The organism is Rahnella sp. AN3-3W3, from assembly GCF_003263545.1.
Classification (GTDB): domain Bacteria; phylum Pseudomonadota; class Gammaproteobacteria; order Enterobacterales; family Enterobacteriaceae; genus Rahnella; species Rahnella variigena.
Genome location: NZ_JYDG01000070.1, coordinates 1 through 25283 on the forward strand (window position 1 = coordinate 1; position 25283 = coordinate 25283).

A 25283-nucleotide genomic window follows, 5' to 3' on the forward strand; every position below is an offset into this window, starting at 1 on the left:
GTATGACGGACATGTTCTGGTGTATTGGTGAGTGGCGTAAAATGTCATCGCTGCGCGATTCCCGAGTTTTAGGTTTCGAGCCTCGGGTCTCGAACCATTCACTCGGTGCCATTTTTGATCACGCCAATCAACTTTTCTAAAAGATGAAAAACAGTCTGCCGTTGATTTTCAGATCGTGCGGGCGATTCAGAAATCTTGCTGAATGAGAGGTTGCAGACCAAAGGCTGCAATCCCGAAATGAAGGTACCGCGCAGCGGCAAGATTTCCAGCCTGTCGCAGTGTTTTCTGAAACATAGCCCGCGAGCGGAAGCGCTTGTTGAAAAAGCGGAGGGAGCTCCAAGAGGGAAAAAGCACTTTTCCCTCTTGGTCGGTTTCGGCGCTGCCCGATAAGTGATCACCGCAACTGAGAAACCGAAACTTTCTCGGCACAGCTTTCAGTGCAATCGAGAAACCGAAACTTTCTCGGCACAGCTTTCAGTGCAATTGAGAAACCGAAACTTTCTCGGCACAGCTTTTCAGTGCAACTGAGCCGCCGCCCTTTGCATCGGTACTATGCAAAAAAAGCCCCGAAGATCGAGGCTTTTTCACAAAGACGTCAAAGACGCTATCAGTTGACCTGAACCGGCATACCGGAACGCATCTCGATCGCGCGCTGAACCACAGTCTGGTTAACCGCAGGATCCATCGCAACACTGCTTGCGCTGCCGGTCAGAGTGATTGGCAGCGGTTGCTGGGAATCAAACTCTTCCTGGTTAGAGGACAGCGGGTTGTGGATCTCAATGTAACGTTTGCCGTCTGGCTCAATGGTGGCTTTCACCGGTTCGTTGATGAACTGAACGCGTGTACCTTGCGGCACGTTGTCGTACAACCATTTAATGTCAGCATCACGCAGACGCACACAACCGTGGCTCACGCGCAGACCGATACCGAAGTTGGCGTTGGTGCCGTGAACGGCATACAGACGACCCACGTACAGCGCGTACAGGCCCATCGGGTTGTCCGGACCAGCAGGGAAGACGGCTGGCAGGAATTCGCCACGGGCTGCATATTCTTCATGCATTTTTGCGGTTGGCGTCCAGGTCGGGCCGGCTTTTTTACGCTGAACGGTCGTCACCCAGTTCATCGGGGTGTCTTTGCCAAGTTCACCGATACCGATTGGCAGAACCACTACGGTGTTGGTGCCTTTCGGGTAGTAATACAGACGCATTTCAGCACTGTTGATCACGATGCCATCGTGCGGAGTATCCGGCAGGATCAGTTGCTGAGGAATGGTCAGCACGGTGCCAGGAGTTGGCAGGAACGGGTCAACGCCAGGGTTGGCTTCAAGCATGTTGCTCAAACCCATCTGGTATTGCGCTGCGAAATGTTCCAGTGGCAGGCTGCTGCCCTGAGGAACAGTGACTGTGATGTTTTCACCGACCAGACGACCGTTATTGGCCGGCAGAGGGTAGACCACAGCAAAAGACGCCTGGCTATATGCAGCAACTGCCAAAACCAGGGTAAGGATTGCGCGAATGCTCATTTTCATATTTTCGTTGGTCGTTAATGCCACACTGGCAGTTGTTGTCAGGATGTTAATTCCCCCCGACGCAGTCGAAACTGGCCGGAGAGATAGTGTACTTGCACATAGCACTTGAAAGGGACTCAGTATGTGTAACGAATCGCATTTCAGGGCCGCTAATTATAAGGATTTATTTCAAACAGGCCAAAGCTTTCTCACCTTGTTGGAAAAGTTCCCTAAGCTAAAGGCATTTTTTGATGCAGGCTCCACATTTATTTACATTCGTCTGCTTATTTACGGCAAAACGGTACCATGACCAGGGCCGCCAGGAACATCCAGGCCATCACCTGAAAAATATCATTGAAGGCCAGGGTCAGAGACTGTGCGGCTACTTTGGTGCCGAACAAACTTTTCGCCATCAGTAAGGCCTGCGCGGTGTCGGGCGTGAGATGACCGATCCTTTGCGCCAGCGAGCCAATCACTTCCTGCGCGCTGTCGCTATATTGCCTGAGACTTTCGCCGAAACGCGCCGCATGTACCCGTGTCCAGTCCTGCAACCAGGTATTCACGGTAGCAATACCAATCGCGCCACCCAGATTGCGCATCAGGTTAAACAACCCGGACGCATAACGCAGTTCCGGCCCCTGAAACGCGGTCAGTGCCATGCGGATCCGCGGGATGATTTTTCGTCAGCTGACGGAGATGGGCGTTGGTGATCCAAAAACCACGGCGATATCAGTCAGTGCAGAGCTGATGGGCAGCTTGTCGCTGGCACGTTGCGAACCTGATCGTAAAGCTTCGGATACGTTGCTGGAAAGTGCGCGAAAGACGGTGAAAGCGCGGCTGAATTTGCCGGAAGAATAAACTCTCAGAATCGCTCCCTCCCCTGCGAAGGGGAGGGTTGGGGTGGGGTATTAAGTTCTAAATCAAAAGTTAAGGTTTTCTTAAACAAGGTGTTAGCCCTTAAAACCCCCTCCCAGCCTCCCCCTTCGCAGGGGGAGGAGCTGAAAAAATCTATCAGAAATCATAACCTACTGTAGCAACCACAGTACGTTCCTGACCCCAGTAGCAATAGCTGGTGCCGTAACAGGCCGCGACATATTTCTTGTCGAACAGGTTGTTGGCATTCAGCTGCACATACGCGCCTTTCAGCTGCGGATTAAATTGCACCAGATTCATACGCAGGGACGCGTCAACCAGCGTGGCAGAAGGCATGTGACGGGTGTTTTCGTTATCCGCCCATTGTGTACCGATGTAACGCACACCCGCACCCATATCCACACCAATCGGCGTGTTGTACTGACCCCAGATGGACGCCATTTGTTTTGGCGTCACATACGGCGTGTTGCCGTTGTTTTCGGCGGCATCACGGATACGCACTTTGTTATAGGTATAACCGGCCATCACGTTGAAGCGTTCGGTAACCTGCTTCTTGGCTTCCAGCTCCAGACCCTGTGAACGGATTTTCCCTGCCGGCTCGTAATAGCTGCCGACCACCACGCGGTTACCCACGTCTTTTTGCGTCAGATCATACAACGCCGCGCTGTACATATCGGACGTGCCGACCGGCTGGTATTTGATACCGGCTTCGTATTGCTCGCTCTGCATCGGTTTCAGCAGGGTGCCATCAGCGCCCGGCAGGGCAGATGGGGTCATCGCCTGGCTGTAGCTGACGTACGGAGAAATCCCGCTGTCGAAGGCGTAAAGCAGGGAAGCGCGGCTGCTGAAGTGCTCGTCTTTACGTTCGCTGTTGCTCTGCGTGCCGTAGATGCTTTCGTAGCTGCGGCTTGAGGTTTTCAGCGTGTCGTAACGGCCTGACAGGGTCAGATACCACTTGTTCCAGCTCATTTCATCTTGCAGATAAGTGCCCATCTGCTCATAACGGTTTTTACCGCGTGAATGGCTGTAATAATCCAGGGCATCGCCGCCCACACCGGTGTACGGGTTAAGTGGCTCAGCGGTGGCACCATCAGATTTCACGTCGTTGATAAAGTGGGAATAATCAAATCCCAGAACCACTTTATGTGCCAGTTCGCCAGTGGCGAAATCGGCTTCCAGCTGGTTGTCGATAGCAAACGTATCCAGAGACGATTTCTCACCGGAATAGTAGCGATTCATCAGCGTACGGTCTGCGTTCCAGCCAGCCTGATACACCTGATCCAGTTCGGTATTGGAATGGGTGTAGTTGGCGTTCTGGCGGAATGACCATACGTCGTTAAACGCGTGCTGGAATTCGTAGCTGTAGATCTGCTCCCAGCGTTTGAACTGGTTGCGGGTGGTTTCGCCATCGAAGAAACCACGGCTCAGTTTCTGACCGTACAGGCTGCCGTCGGCAGGCACTGCGGCGTGATAACCGCCGGACGGATCTTTTTGCAGATAAGCCCGCAGTAACAGGGAGGTGTTTTCATCCGGCGTCCACAGTAACTGCGGAGAAATCGCGTAACGCTCTTCTCGCTGGTGATCGTACTGCGTGTCGCTGCTGCGGGTCATACCGGTCAGGCGGAATGCCAGCTGATCGTTGATCGCGTTAGTGTAATCGAACGCGCCGCCTTTGGTGTTTTGTGTACCACCGGAAAGCTGGAAGTGACCTTCTTCAGCAAACTGCGGGCGCTTGGTGGTTTCCATCACCACACCGCCGGGAATGCTCTGGCCGTAAAGCGCAGAAGACGGGCCTTTCACCACATCAATACGTTCGAGGAACCACGGATCAACCTGAATGGAGTTGTAAGTTGCGCCATCGCTGAGAATACGCAGGCCATCAAGGAAGGTGTTGTTGACGTCACCGCCGTGGAAACCGCGCAGGGAAATTGTGTCATAACGCGTTGCGCCACCGGCAAAGTTGGTGAAGACGCCGGGCGTATAGTTAAGTGCAGCGTTAACCGTGGTGGCGTTCTGGTCCGTCATTTGCTGACGGGTCACGACAGACACGGCCTGACCGGTAGTGATCAGCGGCTGATCCGTTTTGGTCGCGCTTTTACTGGTTTTTGCACTGTAACCCTGCGTCGGGGCATCTGCGGTATCAGCAGGTGCGGCTTTGACAACCACGGTATCTTCGGCAGCCATTGATGCAGCCGGAACGGCCAGCGCCATGGCGCACATCAGCACCGAGCGTTTAAGGGGGAAAGCCAACAACATATTCATAGTCCCTATAAATAACCTGATAAATCATCAGGTGATTAATTGATGCGTGTGAAATAGACCCAAAAAGCCAGCAGGGTTACGCGCGGAAACCGCGGCGCAATAACGCGGTATGGCTTAACGAAAACGAGACGAATGTTAAACTTAATGATAATTGTTATCATTATTATTTTACAAACTTAAGGGGGTTTTCTTCTAAAAGTGTGAACTGGCGCATGTTTATCATGATGAAAAGCAGGGTCTTTTTGATTGTTTTACGAACAACCTTACTCAGATAATGGATATCGTATGTGATTACCGCATCGTGAAATTAGAAGAATCCCTTGAAAACGCAGACAAAACCGGAGTTAAGGATTAGCTTTAAGAGTGAGTTTTTTAAAATCGAAAAAGTTCACGATCGAGATCGGGAAATAATGCAGTGAGGGACGGCGCGGTGGTCGATCCGCATAGCGACGACGCCCGTGTTCAGGGCGTTCGTCGCTTTATTGAGATGATTGAGCAGGAACCCCGCTTATCTGCCACCGCGCTGCAAACCGTCGGCAGTAAAGGCTGGGACGGTTTTGTGCTGGCGAGGGTATTCAGCTAAACGCAGGCGTTAACGTGCCAGACCAAAGCCAATGTCAAACAGCGGGTTTTCGCTGTCATGCGGCATATCCGACTGTTGTTTAAGCACGGCTTCCATCGATGACGGCAGTTCGAACGGCAGTTTGCCGGTATACGCTTCGCTGCTGGTCAGACGGCTAAACAGCACCGCATCGCTGACCCCGAAATTGCCAATAACCGCTTTTGCTTTGTCATTCACGTTGGTCAGAATAGCAGGGCGGTCGAGGTACACCGTCACCACCGTGGGTACCGCTTTGCTGGCTTTTACGATGGCCTGATAATCGGCATTGTCATCGGTAAAGGCCAGTGAACCTTCATGGTGGCGCTTGCCGAAGAACCACTGTTTATGCGGTTGTTCATAAGGTGCATGGGCGCGGATCAACGCGACATCGGCTTTTTCAGGCGCATCAACCACGGTGAAACCTGCGGCCTGTGCGGCTTTCGTTTCGAGACCATACAGCCACACTTTTTTGCCTTTTTTCAGCGGTAACAGGTCACCGGCATTTTGCAGTAAAACAAGGGAGTGACGTTGCGCCGCATCGGCTTCTTTCTGCCAGTCTGCGCGTCCGACGGTTTTCACCGCTTTCTGAGGATCCACAAACGGATTTTCAAACAATCCGGTGCGGAATTTCTGTTCTAAGATCCGCACAACCGATTCATCCAGCCGCTGCTGCGTCAGCTGTTTTTCGTTGACCGCATTCACCAGGAGCTGTGAGTCAGTCACGCCGCCAAACTGATCCACACCAGCCTTCACCGCTTTGACGAAACGCTGCTGCGGCGTCAGCTTTTCAACGCCCCAGGACATGCCGCCGGGTACCGGTTCTTTGCCTTCCGGCGAACCGTTCAGGCATTCGTCTTCGCAGTTGCTGGTGATCAGCCAGTCGCTGAGGATCACCCCTTTGAAACCATACTGACCGCGCAGGATATCCGTCAGTAACTGATGGCTGAATCCGGCACCGACCTGTTCCAGCGGTTTGCCTTCAAAGGACGCGTTTTTCAAAATAGAGTAGGTGGGCATGACGCTGGCGACGTTGGCTTCGAACGCGCCGGTAAACGGATAGATGTGCTCTTTGAGATTATTGCCCGGGAACACCGCGTTTTTGCCGTAAACGTTGTGGCTGTCGTAGCCGTTTTCCGCCGCGCCGTAGCCGACCCAGTGCTTCACTACCGAAATCACGCTGCCCTGATTCAGGCCATCGCCGCCATTTTGCATCCCTTCGATGTAGCCGCGCACCATGTTATGCACCCGCGTCGGGTCTTCACCGAAAGTACCACTGATACGCGCCCAGCGCGGTTCGGTCGCCAGATCGGCCTGCGGAGAAAGTGCCTCGCGAATGCCGACGGCCAGATATTCCTGACGGACGATATCGGCGTAGCGGCGGGTGAGTTTTTCATTGCCAATTGCTGCCAGTCCTAAGGTTTCAGGCCACTGTGTGAATTTGCCGGAAGCCGTGCTCGCGCCAGTCAGATATTCAAACGAGTTACGTGGATCACTGCTGATGGTGACCGGAATACCGAGTCGTGATTTTTCAGCAATCTGCTGCAGTTTATTGTTCTCTTCTGCCATCACCGCAGGATCTTCCGCTGACAGCCGGGTGATCAGACTGTTGACCTTCGCGCCGGAAATCATCTTTTCCGCCGCCGCCATATCATAGTGAGTCCCGGCGCCGATCGGGCTGTTGGCCGTTGGTGCGGAGCCGTGCATCATCACCCCGGCTTTTTCCTCCAGCGTCATACGTTTCACCAGATCCGCCGCGCGTTCTTCCGGCGTCAGTCGCCAGTCCTCATAAGGTTCGAGTTTGCCGGAGTGATTGAGATCTTTAAATTGCAGGCCATCAACGGTCAGCAATGTCACTTCCCGCTGACTCAGTTCGGGTTGATCGGTATCAGCAAAAGCAGCCGGTGTGGAAAACAGAAGGGCAGAAACAGCCAGGTTCAGAGGTTTGATTTTCATCATCATCCTTAATTATTTTGTGTCTATAAAGAATTGATAAATATAGAAACTTAATGCTTAAGGAATAACCTATTTACCTGACTGATATTGCGATCAGGTTCTCAAATGTTATCAGCCAAGCACCATTCCCAGTACCGCGCCGACCGCCAGAACCCATAACGGGTGGATCCGCTTATTAAGCGCCAGCAGGGTACACAGGGCGATCACGCCGGCAAGTGACAGCGTGGTGGTTGAAGCTTTGGCGATCAACAGTCCGCTCGATACCACCAGCCCGACGGTGACCGGCACCAGTCCGCGCTGAATAACCTGACGCCACGGTCGGTCTTTATAACGCTTCCATCCCCCCATCACGATCAGCGTCACCACGGAAGACGGACCAAATTTTGCCAGCGAAGACACCAGCAGACCGGACCATCCCGCAACCTGCCAGCCAATCAGCGGCACGATCATCATATTCGGTCCGGGAGCGGCTTGCGCCAGCGCGAACAATGCACTGAATTCCTGCGCGCTCATCCAGTGATGTACCTGCACCACGGCACGTTGCATCTCTGGCAGAATGGTATTACCGCCGCCAAAGGCCAGCAGTGAAAGTTCGGTAAACAGCAGGGCGAGTGAGAGTAAAACGGCCATCAGAATTTACTCCTGGCGCAGATGAAAATACTGACCGGAGCCAGCACCAGCATCACCGGCAGCATCGGGATGCGAAATCCTGCGATGGCAATGACGCCTGCGGCTACCAGCGCCAGTTGCAGCCATTTTCCCCGCAAAGGTGCCAGCATCTTGAGGCCGGTCGAGAGCAGCAAACCGGCCGCCGCTGCCGCCATCCCCGCAAATAAATGTTCCACCAGCGGTTCATTCTGATAGCGTGCATACACCAGTCCGAGCAGCACCACGCAAATCGTCGGTGCCAGGATCAGGCCGAGAATGGCTGAAAGCGCACCGCGCAGCCCGCGAAACTCCATCCCCAGCGCGACGGATAAATTAATGATATTGCCGCCCGGTAAAAACTGACACAGACCCAGCAGTTCTGTGAACTGATCGCCGGTCAGCCAGCGGCGTTTATCCACCAGCATGTGCCGCGCCATCGGCAGCACACCGCCGAAACCGGTCAGGCCAAGAATGAAAAAGCCTTTAAACAGTTGTCCGCAATCAGGTTGCGGCGCGGTCCCATCTTCTGTATCCAGCATTAATTTATCCTGCGTTTGTGCCGACATTTTCACACTCTCCCTCAAATGTAATTCAAAGCCGCCAAAGGCGTAAATTCTGTTAAGGATCATGCGCGTGGATGTGCCATGATGTCTAATGCCTTTAATAATGACAAAAGATACCCTGAGGGTATGGATATGATTGAACTGAAACGTCTGAATGCGTTCGTCACCGTGGTGGAAGCGGGCAGCATTACCCGCGCCGCAGAACTGCTGTTTATCCAGCAACCGCCGCTGACACGCCTGCTACAGGGGCTGGAACAGGAATTTGGCGTGCCTTTGTTACAACGTTTGCCGCGCGGGGTGATCCCGACCGAAGCGGGCGAGGTGTTATTGCAGGAAGCCCGTGCGGTGCTGGCGAGGGCCGCTCAGCTCAGCGCCGCGATGCATCGTGCCGCACAGGGAGAACAAGGGCGCGTGCGCATCGGTTTCACCAGCTCGGCCGCGCTGCATACCTTTGTGCCCGCGCTGCTGCGCCGCTACCGGGAAATCTATCCGGCGGTCAGCACGCAGCTGGAGGAAAGCGGCAGCGGTGAGTTACTGGCGTCTGTGGTGGCGGGCGAGCTGGATGTCGCATTTGTGCGTATGCGGGTCAAAGATATGCCCGAATTAGAAATGGAAAAAGTGCTGGAAGAACCGATGTGGGTGGCGGTTCCGGCCGGACACAAGCTGGCATCGCGGACTTCCGCCATGCCGCTCAAACTCGAAGAACTGAGCAACGAACCTTTTGTGTTGTACCGTCGTCGTGCCGGGCAGGGATTGTATGACGCCATACTGGCAGCGTATGTCCGCGCCGGTTTTAGCCCGCACATCGTGCAGGAAGCGCCGCGGTTAACATCGTGCCTGAGTCTGGTCGGCGCGGGACTGGGGATCTCGATTGTGCCTGAATCCATGACCCGCCTCGGCGGCGATGGCGTGGTGTTCCTGCCACTGGATGCCGCCACGCAACTCAGTGCGCCGCTGTATCTCGCGCGGCGGGAGGACAGCCATTCATCGGCTATAATCAATACGTTTTGTGCGCTGGTGAAATCGCAATTAACGGTGCAGTGATTCTGTGCGCATTAAAGATGTTGCTCAGAAATATGTTTCTGGGTGGATTCCAGCGTAATGCCGTCAGATTCGATGGCACTGAGCAGCGAATCCAGCAGGCCGGGGAAGCGGGCGTCCAGATCTTCGCGGCGCAGTGAAAGCAAATTGGCGCGGCCATCCGGGCGCTGCCAGATCACGCCGCTGTCCCGCAATACGCGCCAGTGGTGAGTCAGTGTCGATTTCGACAGTCCCTGCAATAAGGTTCCGCAAGGATGCTCGCCGCCTTTTGCCAGCGTGCGCACCACGGCCAGACGTAGCGGATTGCCCAGCGCAGTCAGAACATTTTCGAGGCGGATCTGCCCGCGCTCAGGGTGGTTGGCTATCATCGGACTATCCTCTTAAAGTACAAAAATCAACGGCCGCGCAATATAGCCTATCCCTCTGCTGCTGTACAACGCGATGGCCTCTCACCAATTTCATCGATAGAATAAAATTATTGTACGAATATACACGTACAATTGTATTATACTCACCGCATTAAGAAGTTTAGTACTTATTACTTTGTGACGGGACGTGATAACCACTCTCCGCCAACTTAGCCATCAACCAGTAAGGACGTTATATGGCTCGTAAAACGCCAATCGAGCGCTACCGCAATATCGGTATCTCAGCACACATCGACGCAGGTAAAACCACCACCACCGAGCGTATTCTTTTCTATACCGGCATGAATCATAAGCTGGGAGAAGTGCATGACGGCGGTGCGACCACAGACTGGATGGCTCAGGAACAGGAGCGCGGCATTACCATCACGTCCGCTGCTGTCACCTGTTTCTGGCGCGGGATGGATCACTCGTTCGATGAGCATCGCATTAACATTATCGACACTCCGGGGCACGTGGATTTCACCATTGAAGTGGAACGCTCCATGCGCGTACTCGACGGTGCGGTAATGGTGTATGACGCCGTGGGCGGCGTGCAGCCACAGTCTGAAACCGTCTGGCGTCAGGCCAATAAATACAAAGTGCCGCGTCTGGCTTTCGTTAACAAAATGGACCGTCAGGGCGCAGATTTCTTCCGTGTCCGCCAGATGATGGTCGATCGCCTGAAAGCCAATCCTGTGCCGATTGTTATTCCGATCGGTAAAGAAGAGCATTTCACCGGTGTGGTGGATTTGCGCAAAATGCGCGCCATTTTGTGGGACGACGCGACACAAGGGATGACCTTTACCTATGAAGCGATCCCGGCAGAACTGCAGGCGCTGGCGGAAGAATGGCGAGAAAAAATGGTGTCGGCCGCTGCTGAAGCCAACGACGCGCTGATGGATAAATATCTCGAAGAAGGCACGCTGACCGAGGATGAAATTACCGAAGGTCTGCGTCTGCGCACCATCGCCGGTGAAATCCAGCCGATGTTGTGTGGCAGTGCGTTCAAGAATAAAGGCGTACAGCGCATGCTTGATGCCGTGATCGAACTGATGCCGTCTCCGCTGGATATTCCACCGGTAGCGGGCACTGACGAAGACGGTAACGAAGTGTTCCGTCATTCCGATGACAACGAGAAGTTCTCGGCGCTGGCGTTCAAACTGATGACTGACCCTTATGTCGGCCAGCTGACGTTTGTCCGTGTTTATTCCGGCGTGCTGAAAAAAGGCGACAGCGTGTATAACCCGGTGCGCGGTAAGAAAGAGCGTATCGGGCGTATTGTGCAGATGCACGCGAATGACCGTATCGAGATTGATGAAATCCGTGCCGGTGATATCGCTGCCTGTGTCGGGCTGAAAGATGTGACGACCGGTGAAACGCTGTGCGATCCGACCGACATCATTACGCTGGTACGCATGGAGTTCCCGGATCCGGTGATTTCGCAGGCTATCGAACCGAAGACTAAAGCCGACCAGGAAAAAATGGGGATCGCGTTGTCGCGGCTGGCATCAGAGGATCCGTCATTCCGCATCCGCACCGACGAGGAATCCGGCCAGACGATTATTTCCGGAATGGGCGAATTGCATCTGGAAATCATTGTCGACCGCATGAAACGTGAGTTCGGCGTGGAAGCCAACATCGGTAAGCCGCAGGTTACGTACCGCGAAACGGTGCGCAAAACGGTGAAAGATGTGGAGGGGAAATTTGTACGTCAGTCCGGCGGTAAAGGGCAGTACGGCCACGTGGTCTTCACGCTCGAACCGTTGCCGGCAGGCACTGGCTTTGAGTTTGTCGATGCTACAAAAGGTGGCGTAGTGCCGCGCGACTATATCCCGGCGGTAGAGAAAGGGGTCACGGAGGCGCTGAACAACGGCATTCTGGCCGGTTATCCGGTGGTCGATGTGAAAGTGACACTGACCTTCGGGTCATACCACGAGGTCGATTCCTCGGAAATGGCGTTCAAAATGGCGGCGATCTTTGGTTTCAAAGAAGCGGCTAAACGTGCAGATCCGGTGATCCTCGAGCCGATGATGAAAGTCGAAGTGGAAACGCCGGAGGAGTACGCCGGTGGCGTGATGGGTGATTTGTCTTCGCGTCGCGGAACAGTGCAGGGCATGGAAGAGATCGCGGGCGGCGGCGGTAAAATTATTAAAGCCGAAGTGCCGCTTTCCGAAATGTTCGGCTACTCCACCGTTTTGCGGTCGATGTCGCAAGGTCGTGCAACCTACAGCATGGAGTTCAATCACTATGCCGAGGCACCGCGCAATGTTGCTGAAAACATTATTGCGTCGCGTGGCAAATAAGCAATACCGGCGTAATCTCCGCCAGAGACAAAACGGTCCGCAAGGGCCGTTTTTTTTGGTCGTAGAAAAGGATTTAATAGTTTATGACTTCATTGTGTGACACTCTAATGCGCATCTCAGGTGTGTATGAGGAGGGTGTTATGTCATCAGTAACTGGAAATAAAAAACGAACGAATGTCACGCTGAGTGCCGATTTACTTGAACAGGCCAAAGTGTTCGGCATTAATCTTTCAGCAACGTTTGATAAAGCGTTAGGAGAAGCGGTGAAAGAGAAGCAAAGGAAACTTTTCTTAGAGGAAAATCAGCAAGCAATGGATTCCTGCAACGCCTTTACTGAAAAGGCAGGACTCTTCTCTCAGGGACGTGGAGTGTTGTAATGGCGCAATTTGATGTGTACGAAAATCAGGGAGAAGGTAAAAATCTTTATCCCTATTTTATGGATATTCAGAATCCCTTATTTGAAAGACTTAATGAGCGGATCGTTGTGCCGCTAACTGCACTTAGCAACCTGAAACCCATCAGGCATCTTCATCCCCTTATCAGGATCCAAAATCATCAATACGTGCTTATGACTAATCTCCTGACCAGCGTAAGTGCGACGCAATTACGTCATGAACCGGTGTTAAATGCAGATATTCATCGGGCGGATGTTGTTGCAGCGCTGGACTTACTGGTGATGGGAATTTAAGGCGCAGAATTCTGCGCCTTATTTTACGCGGTTATCTAGCTGACCAGCTTACTGACGATGGTCGCCACGTGTTTGCCCTGATGCACGGCAATGCGCAGTTCTTCTGCGCTTGGCTGACGTGAGCCATCGCCACCGGCGATAGTGGTGGCGCCATAAGGTGTGCCGCCGCGAACCTGTGAAATATCGAACAATTCAGGCGTGGTGTAACCGATGGGAACGATGATCATGCCGTGATGGGCGAGGGTGGTCCAGGTGGAGGTGATAGTCATTTCCTGACCGCCGCCGGTACCGGTGGAGCTGAATACGCTGGCGACTTTACCGGCCAGTGCGCCTTTGGCCCACAGGCCGCCAGTCTGGTCGAGGAAAGTACGCATCTGGCCGGTCATGTTACCAAAGCGGGTAGGTGTACCGAAAATGATGGCATCGTAATCGCCAAGTTCTGCGGGAGATGCGACTTCTGCCGTCTGACCAGTTTTGCCACCGGCAGCCTTAAAGGCTTCTTCAGGCATCGTTTCTGGGACGCGTTTTATCGTGACTTCAACCCCGGGAACGCTGCGAGCGCCTTCGGCAACGCTCTGCGCCATCGTTTCAATATGACCATACATGGAATGATAGAGAACCAGTACTTTTGCCATTTTTAACTCCTGTTGAGGTGATGTTTTTTCCGTATTACGCTCTGGTTTAGAGCCGGTAATACGGGCGAAAAATTCGCTTAAAAATCTCACATTGACTCCTGCGCCTGCACGGCGGTTGTCATGAGCAAGAGTGTTCATCGTCCGCGCATAAGACGTGAGTTACAAACGCAAATTTTTGAACAGGCTCATCAATTAATTAGGGCAAAGGTGCAGAGAAGGTGGGTTTCGCACCTCTATATACTAGAACAGAAGTGCGGGACTGGCGGGAGAGAAGGGGGAGATATAAAACGTAGTCAGAGTGCATTATTCTCTTTCTTTTTCCCAACTGACCAGAATTGAGATTTCATCAGGTTGCGCGATGAATTTACTGAGCGTGGCGGTATGACCGTCTTTCATCATGACCGATACGGCCACGCCAGTAATGCCGTGATCCAGCGGGGTTTCTTCAACGCGCTGAAGCATTTTCAGACAGGTAAATTGCTGCTCTGGCGGCAGATGTTTGAACTGATCGGTGTGGCGTTTCTTCATATCGGCATCCTTCCGTAAATTTGGCCGTCACGCATCAAAACCAGCTTATGGGTGCGCTTGTAATAAATCGCTGTGAAAACACCTTTGCGATAGACCTGAGCATCCGCGTTATCTTCATCAAGGTATGCTGCAGTCCCTTCGATGTATCCCTGCTTGTCAGCGGGAAAGATTTTGACATCAATCCCCTTAATGCGGGTATGCACAACTTTTTTGGTTGCCTGAGCATATTGCTTCGCAGAGTTTTCCATCGCCTGCTTCAGCGCCACGCTCTGAATGGACGTCTGACGATTTTGCTCTGCCATGTAACACGTATCTTTTGAAACGCCTTGTGACTGACAGTCCGCCATTCTGGAGGCCTGAGTGGAGCAGCCTGCAAGGACGGCCAGCGCAGCAATGACTAAAAGTTTTTTCATTTTGATTTACCCGTATTGGAAAGATGGGGGACGAGTCCCCCCTGAATTTTTACCAGCCGACACTCACGCCAGCGCCGTAACCGAAGTTACTTTGCGTATCGTCGGAGACTGACATTTTGACAATGGTGGATCTGCTGGCATGGAATGAAGCGCCCACGGACAGGGCGTTTTGTGAATCATAACCGCCGACACCGGCACCGACCGCGAATTGCTGAGATTCCTGCACCTGAGGAATGTTGGCCTGTGCCATGGCAGAAGCAGAACCTGCGGCGGCTTCTTTCTTATTGCCATCAACCTCAGATTTCAGGTCGTTGAATTTCTTGTTGGTATAGTCATTTGCCTGCCCCAGGGTTTGTGCATCTGCCACCGCTCGGCTGTGAGATTCAGCCAGGATTTCGCCTTGCTGTTCCTGCTGTGTTTGTGCCAGGGTTTGGATCTGCTCCCCGTAATACACGCTCTCGATTTTTTGCTGCTTAGCGGCCATTGCAGACTTCTTCTCTGCTGCTTGCTGTTGTTGAGCAACTTTCTGTTGTGTGGCATGAGCCGATGCATCGATCTCAGCCTGGGTCTTGGCCTGCACCATGCGCTGGTATTTATCACTCTGAACCATCTGTAACTGCTTAGCCGCACCTTCCGCAGTGTCTTGTGCTGTTTTTGAATCGTTAGCAGCTTGTTCAGCCGTACCCTTTACATCACTTAAAGCAGATTTATTTTGATCGATTTCGTCTTGTTCAACGTGAGAAGCAGCTAAGGCGGCGGCAGCATTCATGCGTGAATAGTGATCTTGAGTGAGGTCTCTGCCATTTTGACCCGCAGCGCCGGTATCGCCTTTAGCACCATCTTTGCCATCGACGCCATCGCGGCCTGCTGTTCCGTCTTTGCCGTCAGTACCTTTTGCTCCATCTGCACCTACGGGACCTGTTTGGCCAGTAGCGCCATCTACAGCAGCTACCAGAGAAACATGTTGTTGAGCAGTACGATCTCTATTGGCCTGCTGCATTGCAGCGCCATCGATCTGAGCTTGCAGGTTATTATCGCTCTCCAGACGTGCGGAAGTTTCTATATCAATCTGCTGGCGGGCGTAATTAACACCCATTGTTGCGGCTTTGATATCGTTATCCTGCTTATCGTCGATGCCTTTCTGGTCATTTTTATTCTGGTCAATCTTTGCGTCTAATACGGCTTCATTGTCCATCGCGTTTTTATGCGCCGCATCAGCACGACCTAGAGCAAAGGCCGCTGCTGAACTCGCCTGTTCGATTTTTAGATCCTGACCATCATCACGAGTTGTTTGTGCTGTTTTGATGCTGTTGATCTTGACGTCCTGTAACTGGTCGTACCCTGACCGAGAAGCTAATTTTTCTGCAAGTGATGTTGTTTTAGCTGGTGCATTTAGAACAGGTGTTTCATCAACCAGCTTACTAGCAGTATGGGTGGATTGTGCGTCTGGGGGAGTGACAACTGGCTCAATCGGGACAATGGGTGCGAGTGAGTTTTGTGGTTTTTGAGCATCATCCTGAGTCGGTTTGATTGGCAGGATCTGTACAACTCTGTCTCCATTGTCATAACCGGTGTAGTAGCTATTTCCTTTCAGAGCATCATTAGCCTGTTGCAGCGTATCAGACTCATAAACTCTTGTGACCAATTCTGGTTTGAAGTGTGCAATTTCAGGATTGTTTGAAAAATAGTTATCTGCAGCTTCTTTATCAGCCCCTGATAAAGCGGCTTCTGCAGTATTTGGTGCAACAGCCGTACCTATAATTACGCCAGCCAGCGCAGCAGACGTTAATACACGCCGGATTGTCGAGACCGAAACACCGAAAATATTAGCAAGTTCGGTTGTACTGGTTTGCCCTGCTGCGAAAACTGAAATTATTTGAGTGTTACGACTGCTTGAAGAATTCATCTGTTTTTTCCGGCCATAAAATAAGTATCTGTTAGCGACAAATAAGAAGCGTTATCAGAACGCTATTTTTGTCTCCTTACCAAAATCATACATGTGGTGAATGTGACTTGCTTCACGCATTCACCTAACGTTTGACTTATGTCAAGAAACGTAAACTTATAGCGCTACATGAATTTGTTTCACTTAGCGCGCTTATTTGTCGCTAATGGACACAAATTTGAGTATCTGCATTGTAAGGAACTAGGAGTTTTCGTAGCGAATAGCGACGGGATGAAATCTCTATGAGATTCTTGTACAATATGCAGGGTTAAAAAAATGGGAGATAAGTGAATGGCAGATAACGCAAATGAGTTCCTGGACTATGTCCGGAGGCTGGATATCGATCAGCCCGCGTTGTGTATCCTGTTGGGACTGCCGCGCAGCACGTTAAATAAGTGGATCAACGGCACGGTGACGCAAATCCCACAAGTGGCCGTTACTGCTGTCAGAATGCTTTGGTTCATGCGCAACAGTGATGAAGCATTATTTGAAAAGTGGGCGATAGTGCAGGATTTTGGTGTGACTGCCGACTATGCCGTCAATGACAGAGTGCAGGAGTTTTTGCATACGATTAAACGTGAACCCAGCCCGGCGATCAAAAAGCTATTGAACAAATAACGCAGCGGGCAGGATGTTTGCCGCAGCTGACGGGCGATAAAAAGGCGATTAACTTTCGGGTTAATCGCCATTTTTATCAGAAGAGCAGGGTGACTTATTCAGACATCAACTTCAGACAACAACGTCGAAAATCATCTTCACCGGTTCGATATTCGTAAAGTTCGCCACATCCGCGACGAAATCTGCAGCATTATCTTTCATGCCTTTTTCGAAGTCTTCCATTGAGAGGCAATAGATATGGCAGGCAGCAATGAATGGGGTCTCTGCCGGCGCGCCCTCGGGCATTTTGTCGATGGCATAAGAATGGCAATACTCGCCCATGCGGCGTTTGATCAGCGGTAAATGCACATCGCGGTAATAATCATGGTCGAAGGTTCCGCCTTTAATGTTCGGGTAAAGCACGCTGTATTTAATCACGTCGTCTCTCGTCTGTTTACGGATAAAAATCAATTTTAGCGTACCGGCCACGGTCGCGCCTCGCCATTTGTGCCCGATGATATTTATCTGAAAAATCATTCATCTGCTCATATGTACTATGCTTAATGGATTGATATTTAGCATGGAATACGCATGGGATTTTTAGGTTGGACAGCGGCAGTCGGAGGACTGCTATTGATCATGTCACTGGCGTCGGGGTGGATTTCCCGCGGCCCGGTGACGACTTTTGGTTTATATCTGGCGGCGGGAATTGTCTGTGGCCCCTGGGTTCTGGATTTACTGCATATCGATCTGGTGGCCTATTCCACGCTCACCGCTCATTTCACTGAAATCGCCATGGCGGCGTCTCTGTTTATTACCGGGCTCAAACTGAGGTTACCTTTTCGCGCGCAAAGCTGGCGCGTAGGCGTGTTGCTGGCGTTTCCGGCTATGCTGCTTACCGTTTTGTGTGTGGCAGGTATTGCGCATTGCATCACCGGTATTTCCTGGCCGCTGGCACTGGCGCTGGGTGCTATTATCGCGCCAACGGATCCGGTGCTCGCCAGCATGATTGCGGTGAATGATGCTAATGATGACGATGGTTTACGCGTTGCGCTTTCCAGCGAAGCCGGCATGAATGATGGCTCCGCGCTGCCGATCCTGATGCTGGCGCTGATGCTGTTTACCGCGAATGAAGGTCTTTCTTCGCAGGCTATCTGGCACTGGGCATGGCGTGATGTTGTCTGGGCATTATTGGGCGGGCTGGCGATTGGTTATGCAATGGGCAAGCTGGTCGGGCTGAGTGCCACGCGTTTTCACAGCCGTCAGCGAACGGTCGCGCCCAGTGATTTTCTGGCACTCTCGCTGATCGCGCTAAGTTACGCCGCTGCGCAGAGTTTGGATGCTTCCGGTTTTCTCGCCGCCTTTGCCGCTGGTGTCGGGCTTCGCAGCGCAGAAGTGCGCGTTGTTTCCCTGCATCCACCAGACGATGTGGAAGAAGGCTCGCGGCCGCCACCGGCGGAAGTGATGGTCAATCCGCATCAGCGCCACTCCATGCAGGCCGAAATGCCGCGCAATTCTATCGGGCTGATGGTCGGTGATGCACTCTCTTTTGGCGATACGATTGAACGTATCTTTGCGGCGGGGATCGTCATGGTGCTCGGTATCACGCTGGCTGAGCACTGGGAACCGATGGGGCTGCTGATTGCCGCGTTGCTGTTTATCGTGATCCGGCCGCTGGCAGTGTATATCACCACGCTTGGCGTGCATGTGCCCAAGGGACGGCGGCTGATGATTGGCTGGTTCGGTATTCGTGGTATCGGCAGTATGAACTACATCGCTTACGCCTGGACGCACGGTTTACACGGGGCAGAGGCCAACTATATGACCAATATTGCCTTTACCGTCATTGTGACCAGTGTGGTCATTCACGGGCTGACCGTTTCGCCGGTGCTGAGCTGGCGTAAAGCGAGACAGGAGGCCGCACGGGAAGAACGTGAAGCGCGGGAAAAAGAGCAGGAAAAAGAGGCTTAAAAAAACGGACGCTCAGTGCGTCCGTTTTTCTTTCTGATGTGGCGGTCAGGCAATCTGTTTTTTGCTGAGACTGAGCATAAACAGCGCGGCGGCACAGAGCACGACAGAAGGGCCTGCCGGTGTATCGTAAAATGCTGAAAATGTCAGGCCGCCGGTAACGGCAATAATGCCAATTGCAACTGCCACCATTGCCATCTGTTCGGGCGTTTTAGCAAAACGGCGTGCCGTTGCCGCAGGGATAATCAGCAGAGAGGTAATGATCAGCGCACCGACGAATTTCATCGCCAGACCAATCGTCAGCGCGGTCACCAGCATCAGAACAACCCTGGAACGCTGCAGATTCACGCCATCTACATGGGCCAGTTCAGGGCTGATGGTCATCGACAGCAAGGCGCGCCATTGCCAGCACAGCACGGCGATGACCACCGTTACACCGATGCCAATCATCCAGATGTCGCTGTAAGTCACAGACAGCAAATCACCGAACAGATACGCCATCAGATCAACACGAACACCTGACATCAGGCTGACCACAACCAGCCCGAGCGACAGGGCGCTGTGCGCCATAATACCCAGCAGCGTATCGACGGCGAGATGCGGTTTACGCTCCAGCGCCACCAGCAATACGGCAAGTAGTAAGGTGACGGCGATAACGGTGTAAAAAGGATTGATATTGAGCAGCAAACCGAACGCAACGCCCAGCAGTGAGGCGTGTGCCAGCGTATCGCCGAAATATGACATCCGTCGCCAGACCACAAATGAACCCAGCGGGCCGGCAGCGATAGCCAGCAAAACACCGGCCAGCCAGCCCGGTAATAACAGCGCAATCATGCGTCACGACCTCCGGTATTACGCAAAATAATCTTTCCCTTCAAATCATGACGATGATTGTGGTTGTGACGATAAATTGCCAGTTGCTCTGCACCGCGGTTGCCGAACATCGCAATAAATTCGGGGTGCGTCGACACCACTTCAGGTGAACCGGAACAGCAGATATGTTGATTCAGGCACAGCACTTCATCGGTTTTCGCCATCACCAGATGCAAATCATGCGACACCATCAGCACCGCACAACCCAGCTCGCAGCGCAGGCTGTCGATCAGATTGTAAAGCGCCAGTTGTCCGTTGACGTCTACACCCTGAGTGGGTTCATCCAGTACCAGTAACTGCGGGCTGTTCATTAATGCCCGCGCTAAAAGGACACGCTGGTTTTCGCCACCGGATAACTTTTGCATCGGTTGATCCAGCAGATGCGCGGCCTGAACGCGTTTAAGCGCAGGCAGAATATCGCTTTTCTTCACGCCAGGTTTGAGACGCATAAAGCGATTGACGGTGAGCGGCATGGTCGGATCAAGGTGAATTTTTTGCGGAACGTAGCCGATACGCAAGCCCGGTTCGCGGGTCATGACGCCTTCTGTGGGCGCAATCAGGCCAAGTACCACAAGGACTAATGTGGATTTCCCCGCCCCATTCGGGCCGAGAAGGGTCAGGATTTTCCCCGGTTGCAGGCTCAGCGAGATGTTAGACAGCACGCGTCGGGAACCGAAAGTCACTGATATATTTTGGAGCGTAGCTAATGTGGGCATGTCATAGGGTCTTGCAGAACAAATCGGATGTTATAATATTGCGTTTCGCGAAAAATAACCAGTTTCCCCCACACGAAGATGAGTTCACTCAGCATGATACAGAAAAAAAGCGTTAAACGGATGTTTCTGGCAGCCGCAATATTGACTTCAGGTGCGGTTTTCAGCGCGCAGGCCGACGTTGTGGCTTCCGTACGCCCGCTGGGTTTCATCGCATCAGCGATTGCCGACGGCGTCATGCCGACAGAGGTCTTGCTGCCTGACGGCGCATCACCGCATGATTTTGCCCTGCGTCCTTCCGATATTGCACGCCTGCGCAGCGCGGATCTGGTGGTATGGGTGGGGCCGGAAATGGAAGCCTTCATGACCAAATCCGCCGCGCAGTTACCACCAAACCGTCAGGTAGAAATTTCGACATTACCGGCCGTCAAACCGTTGCTGATGAAAGGCGGTGAGGATGAGCATGACCACGATCATGCCCATGAAAATGACGGGGATGAGCACCATCACGGTGAGTACAATATGCATGTCTGGTTATCACCTGAAATCGCCCGAGAAGCCGCAATTGTGATCCATGACAAACTTGTGGAGCTAGTTCCGCAGAAAAAGCAACAATTAGATGCAAATTTGGCACGTTTTGAAGATGGCTTGACAAAACTTGACAAAAATATTGGTACTATGCTGCAGCCTGTGCAGGGTAAGGGATATTTTGTTTTTCACGACGCTTATGGCTACTTTGAAAAACACTTCGGCCTCTCGCCACTTGGTCACTTTACGATCAACCCTGAAATTCAACCCGGCGCACAGCGATTACATCTCATTCGAACACAGTTGGTTGAGCAAAAAGCGACCTGCATTTTTGCTGAGCCACAATTCAGGCCGGCCGTCATAACGGCTGTTGCCCAGGGAACAAAAGTGCGTATGGGCACATTGGATCCGCTGGGGAGCGGCATTGAACTGGATGCGGACAGCTATGTGAACTTTTTGTCACAGCTGGCGAACCAGTACCTGAGCTGCCTGAAGTAAGCTAAAAGGACAGAATTTAAGTGCAGCTGATAGCCCGATCTATCGCTCTGGCGTATAGCAACCTTCCACGGCCCCACCGCATTATGCTGGGGTCTCTTACCGTCGTCACACTGGCTGTGGCCGTATGGAAACCGTTAGCTTACCACCCGGACAACGACCTTTCTGATACCAGACCGCTGGTTAAAAATATCACCCTCGATAATCAGCAATTACGTTCTTTGCTTCCCGAAGCCAGCGAACCTATCGATCAGACCCCACCGGCTGACGATGACATCCCGCAGGATGATCTTGACGACAAAACGGCCAATGAAGCGGGCGTCCATGAATATGTGGTTTCGACCGGCGATACCCTCAGCAGCATTCTGAATCAGTACGGCATTGATATGTCAGAAATTGCCGCGCTGTCTGACGCCAACCGTGATTTGCGTAATCTGAAAGTCGGTCAGCAGATTTCCTGGACACTGAATGATGCCGGGGATTTACAGCGTCTGACCTGGGAAAAATCGCGCCGCGAAACCTATACCTTTGACCGTTCCGGCAGCACCTTCAAAGCTTCTCTGGAAACCCTGAAAGGGGAATGGAAAGACACGGTGATTAAGGGTTCGCTGAACGGGAGTTTTGTCACCAGCGCCAGAGCCGCAGGGCTGAGCAGCGGTGAAGTCAGTGCTGTTATCAAAGCGCTGCAATGGCAACTCGATTTCCGTAAGTTACAGAAAGGCGATGAGTTTGCGGTTCTGATGTCCCACGAAGTGCTGGATGGCAAAAACGAACAAAGCGAATTACAGGCCGTGCGTATGCGCACTGGCGGTAAAGATTATTACGCAGTTCGCGCGGAAGACGGTAAGTTTTACGACCGCTCAGGCAGCGGGCTGGCTAAAGGTTTCCTGCGTTTCCCTACCGGTAAACAATATCGCGTTTCTTCCAACTTTAATCCGCGTCGTCTGAACCCGGTTACCGGCCGCATTGCGCCGCACCGTGGCGTCGATTTCGCAGTACCTGTCGGCACGCCGGTTCTGGCTGTCGGCGACGGTGAAGTGGTGGTTGCCAAGAATGGCGGGGCGGCAGGTAACTATGTGGCGATCCGCCACGGTCGTCAGTACATGACCCGTTATATGCACCTGCGCAAAATTCTGGTGAAACCAGGTCAGAAAATTAAACGCGGTGACCGCATCGCGCTTTCCGGCAACACCGGTCGTTCCACTGGCCCGCATCTGCATTTTGAAATGTGGATCAACCAGCTGGCCGTTAATCCGCTGACCGCGAAATTGCCACGTACCGAAGGGCTGACCGGTAAAGACCGTGCGACTTATCTGGCCACCGTTCGTCAGGTTGTTCCTCAACTGAAGCTGGACTGACCGCTTAGGTTTTAATGATTAGCTGCCGTGATTTATTGCAAAATAACTCACGGCACTTATCATTAAGCCAGAATTTGATATAAGAGCCTGAGCATGCAGCCAGAAAAAGAAAAACGATCTTCCGTAGAATTTATTCCGCAATTTCAGAAAGCCTTCTACCATCCGCGTTACTGGGGCGTCTGGCTGGGCGTCGGTGCGATGGCAACCATGGCCTGTTTACCCGCGAAAGTCCGTGATCCGGTGTTAGGCAGTCTGGGGCGTCTGGCAGGAAAGTTTGCCAAAGGCGCCCGACGTCGTGCTCAAATCAATCTGTTATATTGCCTGCCTGAAACGCCGGAAGCTGAACGCGAACACATCATTGATGAAATGTTTGCCACCGCGCCGCAGGCGATGGTGATGATGGCTGAACTGGCAATACGTAATCCGGAAAACGTCATGCAGCGCGTACACTGGCATGGCAAAGAAATTATCGATGAAATGAAGGCGAAGGGCCAGAACGTGATTTTTCTGGTGCCGCATGGCTGGGCTGTGGACATCCCTGCGATGCTGATGGCCGCTGGCGGTCAGCCGATGGCCGCGATGTTCCACAACCAGAAAAACCCGCTGACCGATTATCTGTGGAACACCGTACGTCGTCGTTTTGGTGGTCGTATGCACGCACGTAATGACGGCATTAAGCCGTTCATCAGTTCTGTGCGTCAGGGGTACTGGGGCTATTATCTGCCGGACCAGGATCACGGTGCTGAACACAGTGAGTTCGTGGATTTCTTCGCGACCTACAAGGCGACATTGCCTGCAGTGGGGCGTCTGATGAAAGTCTGCCGCGCCGCCATTGTCCCGTTATTCCCGGTGTATAACGGTCGTGAACAGCGTCTGGATATTTACGTCCGACCGCCGATGGACGATCTGGCCACTGCGGATGATAATTACATTGCCCGACGCATGAACGAGGAAGTGGAAATTCTGGTTGGACCGAATCCGGAACAGTACACCTGGATCCTCAAACTGCTTAAAACCCGCATGCCGGGTGAGCCTGAGCCGTATTCGCGTAAAGAGCTGTATCCGAAGAAATGACCGTCTGGATTTAAAAATAAGCTGAGGCTCACACCTCAGCTTTTTTTATGCTTTTTTCGATGAGTGCTTTAGAAATGCCGCAATCAGGATTGTGCCAGCCACGCCAGCGATAAGGCCTGCAAGCATGAAAATGCCGTTACCCAATGCAAAATACAGCTGTTTAGCGATTTCAATTCCGGCTGCAAACACCACGATACTCATCAGCCCTAGTGCCGCCGCAACGGTGCCTTTTCCAGTCGGACTGGAAAACAGCGTCAGGCGATAAAGACCCGCATTAACCAGTCCGGTACCCAACGCGTAAAGACTCAGCCCGGCAGTCATCCAGAGCCAGGCATGTGCCATAAACAATGCTGCGAACGCACTGACCAACAAACCGAGAACAATCGGCACAATCCCGACCCAGACCGGTGTGCGGATATTCACTCTGCCGCTGATTCTGCTCAGGGTGACATTGCCAATAATCAGGCCGGTGAATACCGGAACCTGCAACCAGCCATATTGTAATGGCGTCATACCTGCGTCCTGGATAAGCAAAACAGGCGACTGTGCGACCCACGCCAGCAACGGCAGGGTGATCAATCCGATGGCGAGTGAGCCCATCACCACGCCTTTATTGGAAAACACTTCACGGTAATCGGCCAGCAGTCTGCGCATTGAAAAGCGGCCATCACGACCGGAAGCGGTTTCCGGCATGCTGCGCCACAAGCCCCAGAAAGCCAGAGCGGAGATGACGGAAAACAGCGCAAACATGGCTTTCCACGGTGCGTAATGAATGAACGCCGCACCCGCCAGTGGCCCGAGCAGCGGGGCGATCAGCGTAATGTTCGCCATCAGTGCCATCAGTTTGACACTGAGCGTTTCGCTGAACGCTTCCTGGATCGCGGCGTAACCAACCGCACCGATGAAACACAGGCTCATCCCTTGCAAAAACCGCATCAGAATAAACTGCCCGATGCTTTGGGTGAAAACGGTCAGCAGGCAGGTAACGGTGAAAAAGGCCACGCCCGCGAGTAATACCGGCCTGCGTCCGAGGCGGTCGGAAAGCGGACCCAGCAGCCATTGCAGCAGAATTCCGCCACACAGATACGCGGTCAGTGAGGTGGATACCCAGTCGGCGCTGGCGCTGAAATCACTGATTACCTGCAACATGCCTGGCTGGATCATATCGTGGGCGATATAGGTGGCGAACTCGAAAAGCACCAGCGACAGCGGGAACAGCCACTGGCGGGAATTCAGCCGTGAGGCGGGTTCAGAAACGGACGACATAACATTAACTCTCCGGTACTCAAAATCAAAAAAGCGCGGCCTGT

Annotated in this window: 25 protein-coding genes and 1 pseudogene; 11 read left to right on the top strand and 15 right to left on the bottom strand. The window is 52.7% G+C overall.

Annotated features, from left to right (window positions below; genetic code table 11):
- Positions 1-607: 607 nt before the first annotated feature.
- Both UC15_RS18450 and UC15_RS18455 read right to left on the bottom strand, forming a co-directional pair.
- Entirely contained in the window at positions 608-1528 is a 921-nt protein-coding gene (locus UC15_RS18450; protein WP_112289982.1) for a L,D-transpeptidase family protein, read from the bottom strand.
- Positions 1529-1791: 263 nt separating this feature from the next.
- Positions 1792-2166 (bottom strand): hypothetical protein, encoded by a 375-nt coding sequence (locus tag UC15_RS18455; RefSeq protein WP_232829941.1) that lies wholly within the window; start codon positions 2164-2166, stop codon positions 1792-1794.
- 13 nt (positions 2167-2179) lie between these two features.
- Between UC15_RS18455 and UC15_RS18460 the strand changes: the two genes are divergently transcribed.
- Positions 2180-2365 (top strand): hypothetical protein, encoded by a 186-nt coding sequence (locus UC15_RS18460; protein WP_232829942.1) that lies wholly within the window; start codon positions 2180-2182, stop codon positions 2363-2365.
- A 153-nt stretch (positions 2366-2518) separates the two neighbouring features.
- Here the strand turns inward: UC15_RS18460 and UC15_RS18465 are convergent, their stop codons facing one another.
- Complete coding sequence (locus tag UC15_RS18465) at positions 2519-4636, bottom strand: TonB-dependent siderophore receptor (RefSeq protein WP_112289984.1); 2118 nt, start codon at positions 4634-4636, stop codon at positions 2519-2521.
- Positions 4637-5045: 409 nt separating this feature from the next.
- Between UC15_RS18465 and UC15_RS18470 the strand changes: the two are divergent.
- Positions 5046-5225, top strand: a pseudogene (locus UC15_RS18470) (methyltransferase); the annotation flags it as partial.
- Between the two features lie 9 nt (positions 5226-5234).
- Here the strand turns inward: UC15_RS18470 and UC15_RS18475 are convergent.
- From UC15_RS18475 to UC15_RS18485, 3 genes are all read right to left on the bottom strand, one after another.
- On the bottom strand, positions 5235-7196 hold the full coding sequence (locus UC15_RS18475; RefSeq protein ID WP_112289985.1) for a glycoside hydrolase family 3 protein: 1962 nt from the start codon (positions 7194-7196) through the stop codon (positions 5235-5237).
- Between the two features lie 111 nt (positions 7197-7307).
- The gene (locus UC15_RS18480) at positions 7308-7826 is read right to left on the bottom strand and encodes a chromate transporter (protein ID WP_112289987.1); all 519 of its coding nucleotides are present in this window, start codon (positions 7824-7826) and stop codon (positions 7308-7310) included.
- A complete protein-coding gene (locus tag UC15_RS18485) occupies positions 7826-8383 on the bottom strand; it encodes a chromate transporter (protein ID WP_198659732.1) in 558 nt (185 codons plus the stop codon). The genes UC15_RS18480 and UC15_RS18485 overlap by 1 nt, the downstream gene beginning before the upstream one ends.
- 150 nt (positions 8384-8533) lie before the next feature.
- On the opposite strand from UC15_RS18485, the gene UC15_RS18490 reads away from it, so the two are divergent.
- The gene (locus UC15_RS18490; RefSeq protein ID WP_198659730.1) at positions 8534-9451 is read left to right on the top strand and encodes a LysR family transcriptional regulator; all 918 of its coding nucleotides are present in this window, start codon (positions 8534-8536) and stop codon (positions 9449-9451) included.
- 11 nt (positions 9452-9462) lie between these two features.
- Here UC15_RS18490 and UC15_RS18495 read toward each other — a convergent pair whose 3' ends face one another.
- Positions 9463-9816, bottom strand: coding sequence for a helix-turn-helix transcriptional regulator (locus UC15_RS18495; protein ID WP_112289990.1), 354 nt, complete (start codon positions 9814-9816; stop codon positions 9463-9465).
- 236 nt (positions 9817-10052) lie between these two features.
- Here UC15_RS18495 and fusA point away from each other — a divergent pair, with 236 nt between their 5' ends.
- The 3 genes from fusA (at position 10053) to UC15_RS18510 (ending at position 12846) form a co-directional block, all read left to right on the top strand.
- Positions 10053-12158 (top strand): elongation factor G, encoded by a 2106-nt coding sequence (gene fusA / locus UC15_RS18500; protein ID WP_112289992.1) that lies wholly within the window; start codon positions 10053-10055, stop codon positions 12156-12158.
- A gap of 140 nt (positions 12159-12298) precedes the next feature.
- The gene (locus tag UC15_RS18505) at positions 12299-12535 is read left to right on the top strand and encodes a type II toxin-antitoxin system CcdA family antitoxin (protein ID WP_095921781.1); all 237 of its coding nucleotides are present in this window, start codon (positions 12299-12301) and stop codon (positions 12533-12535) included.
- Positions 12535-12846, top strand: a complete 312-nt coding sequence (locus UC15_RS18510) for a CcdB family protein (RefSeq protein ID WP_095921782.1) — start codon at positions 12535-12537, stop codon at positions 12844-12846. Before UC15_RS18505 ends, UC15_RS18510 begins: the two co-directional genes overlap by 1 nt.
- A 35-nt stretch (positions 12847-12881) precedes the next feature.
- On the opposite strand, the gene wrbA is transcribed toward UC15_RS18510, so the two are convergent.
- The 4 genes from wrbA to UC15_RS26220 form a co-directional block, all read right to left on the bottom strand.
- Complete coding sequence (wrbA, locus tag UC15_RS18515; RefSeq protein ID WP_015689874.1) at positions 12882-13481, bottom strand: NAD(P)H:quinone oxidoreductase; 600 nt, start codon at positions 13479-13481, stop codon at positions 12882-12884.
- A gap of 303 nt (positions 13482-13784) precedes the next feature.
- Positions 13785-14009, bottom strand: a complete 225-nt coding sequence (locus UC15_RS18520; RefSeq protein WP_112289996.1) for a hypothetical protein — start codon at positions 14007-14009, stop codon at positions 13785-13787.
- Positions 14006-14422 carry a hypothetical protein gene (locus tag UC15_RS18525; protein ID WP_112289997.1) on the bottom strand — a complete coding sequence of 139 codons (417 nt, stop codon included), beginning with the start codon at positions 14420-14422 and terminating at the stop codon, positions 14006-14008. The genes UC15_RS18520 and UC15_RS18525 overlap by 4 nt, the downstream gene beginning before the upstream one ends.
- A gap of 49 nt (positions 14423-14471) precedes the next feature.
- The gene (locus UC15_RS26220) at positions 14472-16328 is read right to left on the bottom strand and encodes a YadA-like family protein (protein WP_305000166.1); all 1857 of its coding nucleotides are present in this window, start codon (positions 16326-16328) and stop codon (positions 14472-14474) included.
- Between the two features lie 330 nt (positions 16329-16658).
- Between UC15_RS26220 and UC15_RS18540 the strand changes: the two genes are divergently transcribed.
- Complete coding sequence (locus UC15_RS18540) at positions 16659-16985, top strand: hypothetical protein (protein WP_112289999.1); 327 nt, start codon at positions 16659-16661, stop codon at positions 16983-16985.
- 111 nt (positions 16986-17096) lie between these two features.
- Here the strand turns inward: UC15_RS18540 and UC15_RS18545 are convergent, their stop codons facing one another.
- Positions 17097-17501 (bottom strand): EthD family reductase, encoded by a 405-nt coding sequence (locus UC15_RS18545; protein ID WP_232829943.1) that lies wholly within the window; start codon positions 17499-17501, stop codon positions 17097-17099.
- Between the two features lie 54 nt (positions 17502-17555).
- Here UC15_RS18545 and UC15_RS18550 point away from each other — a divergent pair, with 54 nt between their 5' ends.
- Positions 17556-18935: a sodium:proton antiporter gene (locus UC15_RS18550; RefSeq protein WP_112290001.1), complete on the top strand. Its 1380-nt coding sequence runs from the start codon at positions 17556-17558 to the stop codon at positions 18933-18935.
- Between the two features lie 45 nt (positions 18936-18980).
- Here UC15_RS18550 and znuB read toward each other — a convergent pair whose 3' ends face one another.
- On the bottom strand, positions 18981-19766 hold the full coding sequence (znuB, locus tag UC15_RS18555) for a zinc ABC transporter permease subunit ZnuB (protein WP_112290003.1): 786 nt from the start codon (positions 19764-19766) through the stop codon (positions 18981-18983).
- On the bottom strand, positions 19763-20521 hold the full coding sequence (znuC, locus tag UC15_RS18560; RefSeq protein ID WP_112290005.1) for a zinc ABC transporter ATP-binding protein ZnuC: 759 nt from the start codon (positions 20519-20521) through the stop codon (positions 19763-19765). Before znuC ends, znuB begins: the two co-directional genes overlap by 4 nt.
- A 93-nt stretch (positions 20522-20614) precedes the next feature.
- Here znuC and znuA point away from each other — a divergent pair, with 93 nt between their 5' ends.
- The 3 genes from znuA to lpxM all read left to right on the top strand — a co-directional run bounded on the left by znuA (position 20615) and on the right by lpxM (position 23973).
- Positions 20615-21544: a zinc ABC transporter substrate-binding protein ZnuA gene (znuA, locus tag UC15_RS18565; protein WP_112290049.1), complete on the top strand. Its 930-nt coding sequence runs from the start codon at positions 20615-20617 to the stop codon at positions 21542-21544.
- Between the two features lie 20 nt (positions 21545-21564).
- Positions 21565-22899 (top strand): murein DD-endopeptidase MepM, encoded by a 1335-nt coding sequence (gene mepM / locus UC15_RS18570; RefSeq protein ID WP_112290007.1) that lies wholly within the window; start codon positions 21565-21567, stop codon positions 22897-22899.
- 93 nt (positions 22900-22992) lie between these two features.
- Positions 22993-23973, top strand: a complete 981-nt coding sequence (lpxM, locus tag UC15_RS18575) for a lauroyl-Kdo(2)-lipid IV(A) myristoyltransferase (protein WP_112290008.1) — start codon at positions 22993-22995, stop codon at positions 23971-23973.
- 45 nt (positions 23974-24018) lie between these two features.
- On the opposite strand, the gene UC15_RS18580 is transcribed toward lpxM, so the two are convergent.
- Entirely contained in the window at positions 24019-25239 is a 1221-nt protein-coding gene (locus UC15_RS18580) for an MFS transporter (protein ID WP_112290010.1), read from the bottom strand.
- Positions 25240-25283 lie beyond the last annotated feature (44 nt).

Excerpts from the sequence above, each read along its gene's own strand:
- UC15_RS18450 (WP_112289982.1), bottom strand. The coding sequence starts at position 1,528 with ATGAAAATGAGCATTCGCGCAATCCTTACCCTGGTTTTGGCAGTTGCT.
- UC15_RS18455 (WP_232829941.1), bottom strand. The coding sequence starts at position 2,166 with ATGGCACTGACCGCGTTTCAGGGGCCGGAACTGCGTTATGCGTCCGGG.
- UC15_RS18460 (WP_232829942.1), top strand. The coding sequence starts at position 2,180 with ATGATTTTTCGTCAGCTGACGGAGATGGGCGTTGGTGATCCAAAAACC.
- UC15_RS18465 (WP_112289984.1), bottom strand. The coding sequence starts at position 4,636 with ATGTTGTTGGCTTTCCCCCTTAAACGCTCGGTGCTGATGTGCGCCATG.
- UC15_RS18475 (WP_112289985.1), bottom strand. The coding sequence starts at position 7,196 with ATGAAAATCAAACCTCTGAACCTGGCTGTTTCTGCCCTTCTGTTTTCC.
- UC15_RS18480 (WP_112289987.1), bottom strand. The coding sequence starts at position 7,826 with ATGGCCGTTTTACTCTCACTCGCCCTGCTGTTTACCGAACTTTCACTG.
- UC15_RS18485 (WP_198659732.1), bottom strand. The coding sequence starts at position 8,383 with ATGCTGGATACAGAAGATGGGACCGCGCCGCAACCTGATTGCGGACAA.
- UC15_RS18490 (WP_198659730.1), top strand. The coding sequence starts at position 8,534 with ATGGATATGATTGAACTGAAACGTCTGAATGCGTTCGTCACCGTGGTG.
- UC15_RS18495 (WP_112289990.1), bottom strand. The coding sequence starts at position 9,816 with ATGATAGCCAACCACCCTGAGCGCGGGCAGATCCGCCTCGAAAATGTT.
- fusA (WP_112289992.1), top strand. The coding sequence starts at position 10,053 with ATGGCTCGTAAAACGCCAATCGAGCGCTACCGCAATATCGGTATCTCA.
- UC15_RS18505 (WP_095921781.1), top strand. The coding sequence starts at position 12,299 with ATGTCATCAGTAACTGGAAATAAAAAACGAACGAATGTCACGCTGAGT.
- UC15_RS18510 (WP_095921782.1), top strand. The coding sequence starts at position 12,535 with ATGGCGCAATTTGATGTGTACGAAAATCAGGGAGAAGGTAAAAATCTT.
- wrbA (WP_015689874.1), bottom strand. The coding sequence starts at position 13,481 with ATGGCAAAAGTACTGGTTCTCTATCATTCCATGTATGGTCATATTGAA.
- UC15_RS18520 (WP_112289996.1), bottom strand. The coding sequence starts at position 14,009 with ATGAAGAAACGCCACACCGATCAGTTCAAACATCTGCCGCCAGAGCAG.
- UC15_RS18525 (WP_112289997.1), bottom strand. The coding sequence starts at position 14,422 with ATGAAAAAACTTTTAGTCATTGCTGCGCTGGCCGTCCTTGCAGGCTGC.
- UC15_RS26220 (WP_305000166.1), bottom strand. The coding sequence starts at position 16,328 with ATGAATTCTTCAAGCAGTCGTAACACTCAAATAATTTCAGTTTTCGCA.
- UC15_RS18540 (WP_112289999.1), top strand. The coding sequence starts at position 16,659 with ATGGCAGATAACGCAAATGAGTTCCTGGACTATGTCCGGAGGCTGGAT.
- UC15_RS18545 (WP_232829943.1), bottom strand. The coding sequence starts at position 17,501 with ATGATTTTTCAGATAAATATCATCGGGCACAAATGGCGAGGCGCGACC.
- UC15_RS18550 (WP_112290001.1), top strand. The coding sequence starts at position 17,556 with ATGGGATTTTTAGGTTGGACAGCGGCAGTCGGAGGACTGCTATTGATC.
- znuB (WP_112290003.1), bottom strand. The coding sequence starts at position 19,766 with ATGATTGCGCTGTTATTACCGGGCTGGCTGGCCGGTGTTTTGCTGGCT.
- znuC (WP_112290005.1), bottom strand. The coding sequence starts at position 20,521 with ATGCCCACATTAGCTACGCTCCAAAATATATCAGTGACTTTCGGTTCC.
- znuA (WP_112290049.1), top strand. The coding sequence starts at position 20,615 with ATGATACAGAAAAAAAGCGTTAAACGGATGTTTCTGGCAGCCGCAATA.
- lpxM (WP_112290008.1), top strand. The coding sequence starts at position 22,993 with ATGCAGCCAGAAAAAGAAAAACGATCTTCCGTAGAATTTATTCCGCAA.
- UC15_RS18580 (WP_112290010.1), bottom strand. The coding sequence starts at position 25,239 with ATGTCGTCCGTTTCTGAACCCGCCTCACGGCTGAATTCCCGCCAGTGG.